Origin of the sequence: Nitrosospira sp. Nl5 (genome assembly GCF_900102495.1) — a bacterium.
Lineage (GTDB): Bacteria > Pseudomonadota > Gammaproteobacteria > Burkholderiales > Nitrosomonadaceae > Nitrosospira.
The window spans coordinates 73349-86073 of record NZ_FMVQ01000014.1 but is presented as its reverse complement, the minus strand read 5'-3'; the positions used below and the strand labels follow the sequence as shown (position 1 = coordinate 86073).

Annotated in this window: 11 protein-coding genes; 7 read left to right on the top strand and 4 right to left on the bottom strand. The window is 52.1% G+C overall.

Going from position 1 to position 12725, the window contains the following annotated elements; all coding sequences use genetic code 11:
- Positions 1–381: 381 nt before the first annotated feature.
- The 6 genes from BLP45_RS12420 to BLP45_RS12395 all read left to right on the top strand — a co-directional run bounded on the left by BLP45_RS12420 (position 382) and on the right by BLP45_RS12395 (position 5446).
- Positions 382–1467 carry an ABC transporter ATP-binding protein gene (locus BLP45_RS12420; RefSeq protein WP_090372811.1) on the top strand — a complete coding sequence of 362 codons (1086 nt, stop codon included), beginning with the start codon at positions 382–384 and terminating at the stop codon, positions 1465–1467.
- Positions 1460–2389 (top strand): ABC transporter permease, encoded by a 930-nt coding sequence (locus tag BLP45_RS12415; RefSeq protein WP_090372801.1) that lies wholly within the window; start codon positions 1460–1462, stop codon positions 2387–2389. The genes BLP45_RS12420 and BLP45_RS12415 overlap by 8 nt, the downstream gene beginning before the upstream one ends.
- Positions 2386–3192, top strand: a complete 807-nt coding sequence (locus BLP45_RS12410) for an ABC transporter permease (protein ID WP_090372800.1) — start codon at positions 2386–2388, stop codon at positions 3190–3192. The genes BLP45_RS12415 and BLP45_RS12410 overlap by 4 nt, the downstream gene beginning before the upstream one ends.
- The gene (locus tag BLP45_RS12405) at positions 3189–4316 is read left to right on the top strand and encodes an ABC transporter substrate-binding protein (RefSeq protein ID WP_090372799.1); all 1128 of its coding nucleotides are present in this window, start codon (positions 3189–3191) and stop codon (positions 4314–4316) included. The genes BLP45_RS12410 and BLP45_RS12405 overlap by 4 nt, the downstream gene beginning before the upstream one ends.
- A gap of 110 nt (positions 4317–4426) precedes the next feature.
- Positions 4427–4738, top strand: a complete 312-nt coding sequence (locus tag BLP45_RS12400) for a (2Fe-2S) ferredoxin domain-containing protein (protein WP_090372798.1) — start codon at positions 4427–4429, stop codon at positions 4736–4738.
- Between the two features lie 30 nt (positions 4739–4768).
- Positions 4769–5446, top strand: coding sequence for an alpha/beta hydrolase (locus BLP45_RS12395; RefSeq protein WP_256327819.1), 678 nt, complete (start codon positions 4769–4771; stop codon positions 5444–5446).
- 136 nt (positions 5447–5582) lie between these two features.
- On the opposite strand, the gene BLP45_RS12390 is transcribed toward BLP45_RS12395, so the two are convergent.
- The 3 genes from BLP45_RS12390 to BLP45_RS12380 all read right to left on the bottom strand — a co-directional run bounded on the left by BLP45_RS12390 (position 5583) and on the right by BLP45_RS12380 (position 8717).
- Positions 5583–6077 carry a beta/gamma crystallin domain-containing protein gene (locus BLP45_RS12390; RefSeq protein ID WP_090372797.1) on the bottom strand — a complete coding sequence of 165 codons (495 nt, stop codon included), beginning with the start codon at positions 6075–6077 and terminating at the stop codon, positions 5583–5585.
- Between the two features lie 435 nt (positions 6078–6512).
- Positions 6513–7973 (bottom strand): GH39 family glycosyl hydrolase, encoded by a 1461-nt coding sequence (locus tag BLP45_RS12385; protein WP_090372796.1) that lies wholly within the window; start codon positions 7971–7973, stop codon positions 6513–6515.
- A 123-nt stretch (positions 7974–8096) separates the two neighbouring features.
- Positions 8097–8717: a pentapeptide repeat-containing protein gene (locus BLP45_RS12380; RefSeq protein ID WP_090372795.1), complete on the bottom strand. Its 621-nt coding sequence runs from the start codon at positions 8715–8717 to the stop codon at positions 8097–8099.
- A 197-nt stretch (positions 8718–8914) separates the two neighbouring features.
- Here BLP45_RS12380 and BLP45_RS12375 point away from each other — a divergent pair, with 197 nt between their 5' ends.
- The gene (locus BLP45_RS12375) at positions 8915–9118 is read left to right on the top strand and encodes a DUF2905 domain-containing protein (protein WP_090372794.1); all 204 of its coding nucleotides are present in this window, start codon (positions 8915–8917) and stop codon (positions 9116–9118) included.
- A gap of 238 nt (positions 9119–9356) precedes the next feature.
- Here the strand turns inward: BLP45_RS12375 and BLP45_RS12370 are convergent, their stop codons facing one another.
- Positions 9357–12437, bottom strand: coding sequence for a transglycosylase domain-containing protein (locus tag BLP45_RS12370; protein ID WP_090372793.1), 3081 nt, complete (start codon positions 12435–12437; stop codon positions 9357–9359).
- Positions 12438–12725 lie beyond the last annotated feature (288 nt).

Genomic DNA, 12725 nt, shown 5'->3' with positions numbered 1-12725 from the left:
GAATGCAAATAGAATGAAAGTAGCGTTATCCTAACTCAGTCAATACCACCAGTATATTGGGGAAACCCTGGTTTTATACTAAGGGAAACCCTTAGGAATAGAAATGATCCCGAATAGGACTGAGTCGATCCGATGGGTGAAATTACCCCCGGAAGTCCGGAATCTTTGGCTTTCATGGTACGAAAAGCTACCCGGGCTACGCTTCTTCAAATAATTTGACCGTGCTCGCCCGAGTACAGATAGCTCGGCGCACGATAATTCGGTCCAATCTATTCATCCCGGCAGCTGTTCCTTTGTGGCAGCAATCCCAGGCGAGGACAGCTAGTTAATCCCTCAATGAATTTTGGTAGAATCCCTGTTTTTAAGTGGCACGACAACGCGATGGCGCTACTGGAAATCCGTAATGTGACACGGCGCTTTGGCAGCTACACCGCAGTCGATAACGTCAGCATTGGCATTGAGGCAGGCGAATTCTTCACCCTGCTCGGGCCTTCCGGCTGTGGCAAAACGACGCTTTTACGCATGATAGCCGGATTCGATCTGCCCGACTCCGGCCAGATTTTGCTGGACGGGAAAGATATGGTCGGCACGCCTCCGGAAAAACGGCCCGTTCATACCGTCTTCCAAACCTATGCGCTGTTTCCGCATATGACGGTAGCAGATAACGTTGCTTTTCCTCTCAAGATGGCGGGCAAGCCAACACAGGAAATAACATCAAGGGTGGAAGAGGCCCTGAGTACTGTACGCCTGTCGAATTTCGGCAGACGTTTTCCGCACGAATTGTCGGGTGGGCAGAAACAGCGCGTGGCATTCGCCAGAGGGCTGGTCAATCGCCCGCGACTGCTGTTGCTGGATGAACCGCTGGGTGCGCTGGACGCGAAGTTGCGCGAGGAGATGCAGATCGAACTCATTAATCTTCAGAAAGATGTCGGCGTGACATTCGTGTTCGTTACCCATGCACAGAATGAGGCGTTGGCGTTGTCGCATCGCATCGCCGTGATGAATCAGGGAAACGTTGAACAAATCGACGAACCCTCCAAAATCTACAGCTCCCCCGGAAATCGTTTTGTCGCCGATTTTATCGGTAAGATCAGCATGATGACTGCACATGTGCTGGAAGCTTCTGTCTCGCATTTGAAACTTGATATTGGAGAGTTGGGCGATGTCACAGCAGCCGGCAAGGAAGGCGTGAAAGTGGGCGACAAAGGTGTGATGGCGATTCGCCCCGAACAGGTGCGGATTTCCGCTCCGTCGGATGAGATAGAACTGGGAAATCATTTCCTGGGAAAGGTAAAGGATCTTCTCTACCTGGGCGATGTCACCACTTATATTGTGGAGCTTTCCAACGGTGCCCACGTCGAGGCTCTGTTGCCCAATTCCGCACCGGGGCGAGCCAAGTTTTTCGAAGTGGGAGATCCAGTGGCTGTTTCCTGGCGAAATGATGCGGGCATTTTCCTGAATGATTAAAGGAAGCGTCAAGCAAGACGCCAGAGAAAACCGCGCTGCGAAATTTCTGGTAAGCGGACCGCCACTATTGTTCCTGGTGGTTTTCTTCGTTGCCCCCAGCCTGATTATGGTCCTTACCTCATTCCGCTTTCCCGGAGAATTCGGTGGGCTTGCACCAATTGCCGCACCTGCGGGAGCTTCCCCTGGCGAATATGGGCTCACGGCAGAAGCCTATCAGTTCTTTTTCGGCGATATTCTTTACGCCAGAATTTTCCTCAAGTCCTTTGGGGTTGCGGCGACCACTACCCTGATCTGTCTCATTATGGCTTATCCATTGGCATTGCTGATTGCGCGCAGCAAAAAAAGCTTTCGCAATCTTATGGTGCTGCTGGTGGTGCTGCCATTTGCCAGCAATTTCCTCATCCGCATTTATGCGTGGATGATTATTCTTGGCCCGGAGTCAGGGCTTAGCTATTTTATCAATACGGTCCTGGGCGCATTCGGCATTGGTCCGGTAGCACTTTTGTTCTCGCCATTCGCGGTGCTGGTGGGCATGGTTTATGTGCACCTGCCATTTATGGTGCTGCCTCTCTATACCAACCTGGAAAAGCACGATTCCTCGCTCCTGGATGCAGCACAGGATCTGGGCGCCACTCGCTGGCAACGTTTTTGGCGCGTCACCTGGCCACTATCGTTACCAGGCGTGTTTTCAGGTTCCGCACTGGTATTTATTCCGGTGCTCGGCATGTTCGCAGTGCCGGATATACTTGGTGGCACAGGCGACATCCTCATTGGTAACCTGATCAAAGATCAATTCCTTGGCACCCGCGACTGGCCGTTCGGCTCCGCGCTGTCAATCATGCTAACACTCGCGGTGTTATCCATTGCCGGCATGGCTACATGGTTCGCTCGCTCCACTATCAGGCAGCGAGCGGAGTCATGAATCTTGGCAATGCCTGGCTGTGGTTTGCAGCGGCTGTAGTTTATGCGTTTCTGTATATACCGCTCGTTATCGTGGTGGTGTATTCGTTCAACGATTCCAAACTGAATGCTGAATGGGTAGGCTTTACGTTGTTCTGGTATCAGGCACTCTTCAATAACAACGAAATGCTTACCGCTGCGCGCAATTCATTGATTATCGCGGTCAGCGCGAGTTTCGGCGCCACGGTGCTCGGCACCATGGCCGGCCTGGCGATACACCGGTACAAACTCAAGGTGTTGCCAATATTGGTATTCACGCCGGTGGCAATGCCCGAAATCCTGCTGGGCGTATCCCTGTTATTATTTTTTTTGCAAGTGCTGAATTTAACACTCGGCATGATCTCCATCATCATAGCGCACACCACATTCTGTATCGGCTTCGTTGCCATCATCGTGCGGGCGCGGCTGCAAGGCATGGACGAAAGTATATTTGAAGCGGCGCGTGATCTAGGTGCGTCTCCGTGGCAGACTTTTCGTCTTGTCACATTGCCACTTATCATGCCGGCAGTGGTCGCGGGCGCGTTAATGTCCTTTACCTTGTCCATCGATGACTTCGTCATCACCTTCTTTACCAAGGGCGTGGGCGAGCCGATTCTTCCCATCCAGATCTATACCATGATAAAGGTCGCGGTGACGCCGGAAGTTAATGCGATCTCCACGTTGTTGATGCTGCTTACGCTGGTAATGATCATTATTGCCGCCAGGCTCGAGTCGCGTGCCCCGTCAAGCGAGGTTGAGATATTGCACGAAAAATCGCGAAAATGAAGCTGGGACGTTTTCCAGCAACGCCGTTCGCAGCGTTCATTATCGTGCTGGGGTGGTTGGTTCTCTCCATCGCAGGCTGCGCCAGGCAGGATGAGAATGCGGCTTTCTCCGGTAAGGGAAAAAACATCCTGCATATATTTAACTGGAATAACTATATCGCGCCGAAAACGGTCAGACACTTCGAGGAATCCTGCAAATGCGAGCTCTCGCAGGATTATTATTCCGACAACGAGGAAATGCTGGCGAAGCTGGCGGCCGGCGCCACCGGCTATGATCTTATCGTTCCCACCGGCAACGCCGTGCATGCCCTTATTCGTCAAGGCGCGCTGAAGCCGCTGGATAAATCGTTATTGCCCAATCTCAAGAATATTAATCTGGCATACCTCGATACCGCGTTCGATCCCGGTAATGAATATTCTGTTCCTTACGCCTACACGCTCACACTGCTTGGCTTCAACCAGGAAAAAATACAGGAACTCGGTCTGCCTATCGACACCTGGGCGATTATTTTTGAGCCGAAGTACCTGGAAAAAATCAAGGGACGGGTGACAGTCCTCGATAGCCAGCGAGAACTGATGGCTGCCGCACTCAAATACCTGGGCTATTCTGTTAACGACGCCGATGAGGAACACTGGAAGCAGGCTGCGGACCTGATCGTGCGCGCCAAGCCTTACTGGACGGCTTTCAGCAACGCGAGTTATGTCAGGGAGCTGGCAACGGGCAATGTATGGGTAGCGCATGGATACTCGAATGACATGTTCCAGGCGGCGCTTGATGCCAAAAATACCGGCCGCAAATTCACGATCGGCTATTCGACCCCAAGGGAGGGAGCAGTGCTCGCACTCGATAGCATGGTCCTGCATCGAAGTGGAACCCACCCGGATTTAGCCCATCAATTCATTAATTTCATGTTGGACGGAAAGAACTCCGCCGAACTCACCAACCTCATAGGTTCCGGCAATCCCAACATGGATGCGATGCAATATATCCGTCCCGAAATCGCCAATAATAAAGCCATATTTCCTGACCCCGAATTGCTCACTCGCCTGGAAATGTTGCGGGACCTCGATCGCAAGCAGCGGCGGCTGCTGAGCCGTTTATGGACAGAAATAAAATTGAGATAGATGGTGTGAGCAGTCAACTAGCCGGTTTAGGTTCAAAGTTTCCCCGGAGCACCAGAAAAACAGCTACTCGTTCCGGTATAATCTTTCCACACTCACTTCTAAACATTCCTATGAGCTACTACCAGCGGCATGTATTTTTCTGCGTCAATCAGCGCGAAGCGGGAGCAGTTTGCTGTAACAATTATGGCGCCCAGGCAATGCGCGATTACGCAAAGGAACGTATCAAGGCGCTCAGACTCGACAGCAAAAACAAAAGAGTGCGGATTAATAATGCAGGGTGCCTTGACCGTTGCAACGAAGGACCAGTCATTGTGGTCTACCCGGAAGATGTCTGGTACACGTATGTGGATCAGGAGGACATCGACGAAATCATCGAAGAACATCTAAAAAATGGCCGTGTAGTCGAACGGCTGAAAATTTGAAGCCGTAGAATTGCGGGCTTGCGTTCATTGTTGAACCCACGTATTCCCAAGAAGAAATTCACTGATGGCCCGGCGGGAAAGCTGGAAACGGTTCTGGCCGAACCGGAACGCGATCCTCCGCGTGGAATTGCCGTCATTGCGCATCCTCATCCATTGTTCGGCGGAACGATGGACAACAAAGTAGTCCACATTCTCTTTAAAGCTTTGCTTGAACTGGGATTCATCACCGTCAAATTCAATTTTCGCGGCGTGGGGCAAAGCGAAGGCACGCGTAACTCAGGTAACGACAATGGTGCTGGCGAGACTGGGGATGTGATTGCGATAGCTGAAACGATTAAAAAACAATTTGACGTCCGATTCGGTGCTGCTCCCCTACCCTTGCTACTGGCTGGATTCTCCTTCGGCGGCGCAATTCAGGTCCACGCCGCGCACAAGCTCGCACCGCAAAAACTGGTGCTGGTAGCACCGTCGGTTGACCGCCTGAGCGTCCCTCCTCTTACCCACCCCGGCACCAAGCACGAAAGTGGCCCTATTCCGGACGTGCTGATCATACACGGTGACCAGGACGAAGTGGTGCCCCTGAAAACCGTCCTGGACTGGGCGGCTCCGCAAGAACTACCGGTAGTGGTAGTTCCGGGTGCCGAGCATTTCTTTCATGGCCGATTGCACATTCTCAAACGCGTCGTGCAAGATTCATGCCGATCCTGACCGCCTGATCCGCCTGGAAAACATTCAGATCGTTGCTTCGCGCTAAATGGCAAGCCCAGGACACTGAGTTATAACCGAGTTTGGGGCCAAAGCAGGAGCGTGCTGATAGCAGTGAACGCTCCGTCATTTAGCCAGATTATGTACAGCTAAGCATCATTGAACGGAAATTATCAAGAAACCCCATTTTCTTTGACATGTCAGGGACTTTTTTGCCCGCGGTGATAAAGTTGTCCTGGTCCCGGAAATTGCGATTGTCGTAGATGGTGAGATTGGCCTTAGGTCCGGTTTCGAGGCTGCGAACCTTATCTTCCCAGTTGAAACCGAAAGGACCGATCATCTGTGCCAGGTTGATCGGGCCCACCAGCATCAGGCTGTCGCCTCGGAAACCTTCCTCATTGTACAGCTTCACCCAGCAACCCTTGTCCCCCGCCAGATCATTCGAAACCTGTACTGGAACCATTATTATTACCGGCACTTCAACGGTCTTTTGCCCGTCCTTTGTTCCCGTTTGGGAAGATGGCTTGTCCTTGTTACCCGATTCTTGCGCTTGCACGCCAGTGGTGGCGCATACACCAAACAACACCGCAGTGGCAATCACGAAATTACGGGTGTTTTTTATCAGGATATTCATGTCATGCTCCTTAAAAAATGGGGAAGGGTGGAAAGATTGTCCCGCCCCATTTGAGTTGGGACAGGGACGGCATGGGAATGGGGGATCGGTTGCGGTATTCGGTAAAGACGTATTCTTAATCGCATTGTTGGTTCATTTTAGATTCAGGCCATGAGCTGTTCCGTGCGCTGCCATACATAATTATTTTCCGAATTCTGAATGCGGTAACTGGATGGAGTGAGCGGGCGTTTCACATCCTCTTCCGGGTCATCAAACCGCGTTCCACCCGACCGAGTAGCCCGCGAGCGTGAGACTTACCGCGCCAATACTTGCTGGCCCAGCCGGGATGTGACTTTGAGGACGAGCCCGTTAACCGGATTGATCTTATAAGCGAAATGGGGAAATGAGTCATGCTGGAGAGTCCTTAGCAGCTCATCTTGTTGAGATGCGATCGGCTCACGTACTTGCATAACTTGGAGCGCACTCAATCTTCACCGTGGCGACCGATTGTGGCGGCATCGAGATATCGAACTCGATATGGTCTTCCAGGATGCGTAACGGATACGGCTCGGAATTTAGCACCGATGCTGCTTGCAGCGTTTCTACATCGTGCAGGCTGAGGTATTCCGGTTTTCCCATTTCCCGCCAAACCCGCTCTGGATTTACGTTGTTCTCATCGATGCGCATGACATGCGCCGACAGTGGCTTCGGCGCTGCGGTGAGTTGCACGTGGACGGCAACCGTGCAGATTTCATGACGTGGCATCGCATAATTGGTGAGAAATACGGTAATAACATCTGCTCCCCGGCTTACCCACACGTTGACTGTATCGTGCGAGCCTTCCACATGGCAAAGCTTATCTCCCAAACCATGCAGCAACTGGAACGCCCGATAAATCGGCTTGGGAATACCATGCAGATTCAAAAGGCCGAAGCCACCGTGAAAAGGTTGGCTGGGAAAATAATTCTCCTCAAAAATATCGGTAAAGGTCCAGAAGCTGTAGCCAGCCACCAATGCGTCGACCGATAGTGCGATATTGGCGGCAAATGCGGCGGCAAAGGACTGGTCATGCAAAGGATCACGCGGATTCGAACTTACGTTCCATTCGGTGTAATAGAGCGGCAAACCACGAGCTTGCGCATTGGCTATTTTTGCCCGCTTTTTCATTACGTCGCGCGGCGCGTGTTCGAGTTGAGTCAGCGTGTCGGTCCCAATCTTGCCAAAGGCGTCAGTAGGATAATAATGCGTGCTGATAAAATCGACGGGCAGTTTGTGCTTATCGCAGTAATCCAGGAATTCGGGAATCCAGGCGTTCTGCGCGCTCGACGGGCCGCCGACCTTTAGCGCGGAATCTATGTTTTTGATAGTCTCCGCCGTCGTGCGATAAAGCTCGTAATAACCCTTTTTACCACCCGTCCAGAATGCTTTCAGGTTGGGTTCGTTCCACACCTCCAGGCACCATTCACGAATTTCGTCCAGGCCATAGCGGGCGCCCCAATGCCGCACCAACCGGTCGATAAGCTTTCCCCATTCCCGGTAATCCTTGGGTGGAGTGATGTTAGCCCGGTACTGAAATACGGTGGCATCGCCCGAAGCCAGTATCGCCGGCATAAATGAAAGCTCGACGAACGGCTTCATTCCGATGGACAACAGGTAGTCGTTAATTTGATCCGCATTAAAAAATGAATAAAGGGCCTGCTCGTTATGGCGGACCAATGTACCTATCTCGTCATCGAGCACCCCATGAAAGCGTACATGACGAAATCCGAGTTCCGCGTGGGCGCGCATTAACTGCTCACGCCAATCGGCGCGCAATGCAAGCAAAGCGCGTCCACTGCCAACGGTATGTTCCCACGAATGCCTGAGAGGAATGGAAGCTGCCGTAAGGCTGAGGCTGCTTTTGAATTCAGTAGCCATAACACTCTTCACCAAACATTGTCATGTTATATGCAGGGAGTATTACTTCGGGCGGAGTGTTACGGATAATGTTTGATTAATTTACGACGCTCCGCAAGCAGCGGGGACGCGAAGAGATTTAAATCACTTCCCGGGGCAACCCTTGCAAGAGCCTATCACTTGTGAAAAATCGACGCGGTCAAGGGTCGCGCCTGTGAAATCGGCACCCTCTACCGTTGCATTGTCCAGTCGTGCACCGGTCAAATCAGCACCACTGAAATCCGCCTGCGTCAAAACGGTACCCGATAAATCCGCCCGCTGAAGTTGGGCATTGCGAAGCTGGGCCTTCATCAGATGCGCGCCGCTCAGGTTAGCGCCCTGAAGTTGCGCGCCCGTAAGGTTGGCGCCTGCCATATTGGCGCTTTTAAGATTAGCGCCATTCAGCCGCGCGCGATTGAGATTTGCGTCAGTCATGGTAGCACGGCTTATATCCGCCGAATCCAGCACCGCTCCACTGAGGTTGGCGCCAGTGAGATTAACCATATCCATATTGGCATTGAATAAATTTGCATCCTGCAAATCGGCGCCACTTAAATTCGTTAGGCGAAAACCAGCCCGAGCAAGATCGGCGCCGCGTAGGTTGGCGCTGCGAAGATCTACCTCTACACAGAGGGTTCCTGGTCTGATACGGCAGCCATTTATTTCCTCGGCTGCTGTGGCGTGTACCGCGAATAAGGCAACGAGCGGAATTAAGAAATGGATCATTTTTTCTTAGCCTTACTGAAATACAAAACAGAACTGTATACAAGGTTGCATCAGCTTTCCGTGTGCTAGCGCACGTATAAAAAGGGAAGCGGACGAGCCGTGATTGAAGATAACCGAGCCCGGACGAGTTGAACTGCTCCGGGAAAAACGTTTACACTAATCCTGCCGGTTTCTTCTTGGAATCCAGAAAATCCTTTATGCAACGCCTGCTCATCCTACTCGGCCTGCTATTGCTGCTTGCGGGCCTCGCATGGCCCTGGTTGTCGAGATTACCCTTCGGACGACTGCCGGGTGACATTACCATCGAACGGGAAAATTTCAGTTTTTACTTTCCAATAACCACCGGTCTGCTGTTGTCATTATTCTTGTCGGCACTGCTGTGGTGGTGGTTCCGGAAGTGAGCCCGGCTTTTGTTTTGAAGAGGACGAGTAATTGGATTTATATGAATCTATGCTGTTTTGGTTCGTCAAGGAATTTGTCAAGGCGGTTCTCGGCCTTGGATTGATTCTAGGGATTGTCGTCTTCTTATGGTGGATTAACAGTGAAGACTAGCAGCCTTTCGGGTGCGAGGAATCGAAGTAAAAAAGTCGGAAGGACACGCTCGGGGCATTGCCCGGCGCACACCGTGCCAGCTTCCCGTTAGCTGGAATTAGCCGCCTCCTTTGCGTCGTCCTTTGGAAGATCTCGCTTGACCGCTCTTTTTATTGAGACCTGCTCGGGCAGGGGCTGAGCCTTGTCGGTAAGCGGTTTTAATATGGGCAGGAGATGCTTCATCACTTGCGTAGAGAGCGCCGAGGTGAATTTATAATTCGCCGCATCCGCGCCAGGCACGAATGCGGTCATCGTTCCGAAGAAACGGTCCCCGATGAAGAAGACAAAAGTGGCGGAGCGATTGACAACGCGGGATTCCTTGACGACGCCAGGCGAGGAAAAAGTAACATGGCGATGGTCACCCGTTCCGGTCTTTCCCCCGATAAAAATTTCAGCTCCATCCTCTTCCGTGATGGCGCGGGCAAGTCGTGAGGCTGTCCCGGACTCCACCACATCGGTCAATACGCCACGCACTGCTGCCGCCAGTTCGGAGGAGAAGATTCTTTCGCCTTTGACGGCATTCCGTTCGACAACAGTCTCAAAAGGAGTATCGGCTGCGAAACGCAAGCGTTCGATCAGTACTGCTGGCAAGCGCACTCCATTATTGAGGATGACACCCATCAGGTCGGAAAGCGCCGCAGGGTGATCAGCGGAACTTCCAATGGCCGTGGCGAGCGACGGGACCAGAGAATCAAAGGGATAGCCGAGCCGTTTCCAGCTACGGTGAACCTCAAGGAATGCTTCGAGTTCCAGAAGACCGCGGATGCGGATATCCTGCGAATTCTTGTGTACGGTCTTGAACAGCCAGTGGTAGACAGCCACGCGTTCGTCTCCACTGGCCTCAATTACGTCCCTGTATTGCGCATCGGGGTGGGTAATCAAGTAGCGCACCAGCCACAGTTCCAAGGGGTGCACGGTTACGATGTAGCCTTGGTCGGCCAGCGAATATTTGCCGGGCGCATAGCTCTCATACAGATCGCGGGGAGGTGGTGAAACCAGGCCTTTAAAACGGGGCCGATGCGATGCCATGAATTTCTCGAAGTCTGTGAGCGTGGACTCGGGATAAATATAGCGGTAAGCGGCCGCAAGGCGGCGAGGGGTGTGCCGGAAACTGGAAAAAAACACTTCGCCAATCTGGCCTGGCGCCGCGGATTTACCCTTGTATTTGAGATAAAACCGGTTGATGAATTCTCGCCCTTCCTTGTCCGCGAACCGTTTGAGATATTCTTCGCGATCAGAATTTCCGGCATCCTTGAGTATCCTGGCGGACGAACCTACGATCTGGAACATATAGTAGCGTACGATATCCCGCATCAGCCGGATGTAAACAAGGTTGACCGAATTTAATGTCGCTTCGCGTACACTCAGAATCTTGCGATCGTCTTCACGCTTGAAATTTTGAAAAACATGCACTCCGCCGCCGGTAAAGAACCGTTCGTCCGGACTAGCGGAATACTTGCGTTCCAAAGCGGCGTCCAGCATGGCCGCGAGCCCTTTGTCCGGGCTTTGCAGAAGATAGCCGATTGCCCATCGGCTGAGAATATCGCTGGGGTCAATCTGCTGCTGACGTAGCGTTTTCGGTTGCAAGGTTGCATATTTCTTATGCAGCGCTTCGACAATTTCGAGATAAGTCACCAGCGTTCTCAATTTTGCGGTAGAACCCAAATCCAGTTTAGTACCCTTGTTGATATCCAGCGGTTGCTCGAAATTATCCGCCTGGATTCTGAACTTGGCTCCTTCCGGGGTCAACTCTGAAAGCGTGAAGCTGTAGATGATCTTGCCCAGATCCTCGGTGCTCAGCAGGCGATGACCATAGAGGCCCGCTGCAAGCGCATATTCCGGCTCTTTGAGCCGGCGAAGCATATCGGTGGTCTTTTTTTGTAATTCTCCGTCGAGAGTGCTTTGCACCGATACATCCATACGGTCCAGATCATACATGCGCTGTAATCCAAGCTGGGATGCGAGACGCGCGCGTACCGCATTGACGGCCTTCTGGGCGGGAAAATTCCTGATTTCTTCTGGCGCGGCGATACCACGAAAACTGAGTGCTACTTTCAGCGCCTCGTCCCTCAGGCCAGGCGGGATTACGCCAGCCTGCGTTAATACCCTCAGATGACGATTCGTGAGCTCGTCAAGCGCTTCACGTCCGGCAAGAAGGTAGTAAGAAGGCCTGCGCTGGGCGATCATCAGGCTCAGCACATGTTTATAGAGGCGGGCCGTCTCAACAAGGGCATCACCTTCGACAAATCGCGAATTCAGGATATGGTTGGTCTCATCGAAATCCAGCCCGTACCAAGCCCACAGGCCATCTCCCAGTCCGTTCGCCTCTCCGAAACCCGGTGCAGCGGCGAGTGGGACCGTATTAAGGTAATCCACAACGATACGCTTGCGGGCGTGCAATGTTTCCTCGCCATCCAGGTAAGCACGTACAGACGCGGACGCGACTTGTTGAATCTTGTCTTTCGGGGTAATCGTCATTCCATTGGAAGAATGGCGGTATTTTTCGATCTGGGTGGCCAGCGTACTGCCCCCTACTACATCATGATCAGCACGGAAGAGTTGAATTATCTTATCCAGCACCGCCCTGCCAAGCCGGTCCCATTCGATAGCGGGATTCTTTTTTGGGTGGGTTGCATCCAGCAACTCGCGATTTTCGATAAACAGAAGGCTGTCCCTCACCAGTGACGGGACCTCTTCGAAGTTTTCGTAGATGCGGCCCGGGAACGTCGCGCGATACAATAGCTGCCCCCCATCCCCGGTAATTTCCAGTCCAGCCTGGGATTTCTCGCGATAGGGAACGAACAAACCCTGTGCGATGAGTTCTTTCATGCGTGGAGAAACTCTTGCCTGTGCATGCACATGGAAACCATGCAGCACCAGATTATGAATTAATTCCGGCAGCTGGCTATAGCCCATGCGCATGTCGTACGGTCCCGACTGCGGAAAATGCGAATCGCTATTCGGTCCGCTTTTTACCTCCCAGCCCAATTCATCGGCCAATTTCGCCAGACGATGTGCCTGATATGCGGAAGTTTCAGTTTCCCGATAGATAAGGAAGGCAGCAATGGTCAGCGCGGTGAGAAGCAGGATCAGAACAACAAGGGCAACAAACTTGAGCGCGCGCCTCACGATGGTGTGATCAAAATGATATTTTGATGTTTATATGTTATCGAAAATCCATTATATGGATTCAGCATTACGCCAATTGTATGACGGGTTTGGAAAAGTGCGGTATTTATTAAAATCGTTGATGCTCGCTGCATCAGCTACCGTAAAACCGGAGTCTGTCCCGCTGATCATGCATATTCTGGACGGTATTGATTTTCAGCAAAGGAATTGTGGATCGCATAATAAACAACATAGACGGGTATCCGCAATGACACATCGTAAATTCTTCCGTTTGCGCTATAGCATATG

Excerpts from the sequence above, each read along its gene's own strand:
- BLP45_RS12410 (WP_090372800.1), top strand. The coding sequence starts at position 2,386 with ATGAATCTTGGCAATGCCTGGCTGTGGTTTGCAGCGGCTGTAGTTTAT.
- BLP45_RS12405 (WP_090372799.1), top strand. The coding sequence starts at position 3,189 with ATGAAGCTGGGACGTTTTCCAGCAACGCCGTTCGCAGCGTTCATTATC.
- BLP45_RS12420 (WP_090372811.1), top strand. The coding sequence starts at position 382 with ATGGCGCTACTGGAAATCCGTAATGTGACACGGCGCTTTGGCAGCTAC.
- BLP45_RS12400 (WP_090372798.1), top strand. The coding sequence starts at position 4,427 with ATGAGCTACTACCAGCGGCATGTATTTTTCTGCGTCAATCAGCGCGAA.
- BLP45_RS12385 (WP_090372796.1), bottom strand. The coding sequence starts at position 7,973 with ATGGCTACTGAATTCAAAAGCAGCCTCAGCCTTACGGCAGCTTCCATT.
- BLP45_RS12380 (WP_090372795.1), bottom strand. The coding sequence starts at position 8,717 with ATGATCCATTTCTTAATTCCGCTCGTTGCCTTATTCGCGGTACACGCC.
- BLP45_RS12390 (WP_090372797.1), bottom strand. The coding sequence starts at position 6,077 with ATGAATATCCTGATAAAAAACACCCGTAATTTCGTGATTGCCACTGCG.
- BLP45_RS12415 (WP_090372801.1), top strand. The coding sequence starts at position 1,460 with ATGATTAAAGGAAGCGTCAAGCAAGACGCCAGAGAAAACCGCGCTGCG.
- BLP45_RS12375 (WP_090372794.1), top strand. The coding sequence starts at position 8,915 with ATGCAACGCCTGCTCATCCTACTCGGCCTGCTATTGCTGCTTGCGGGC.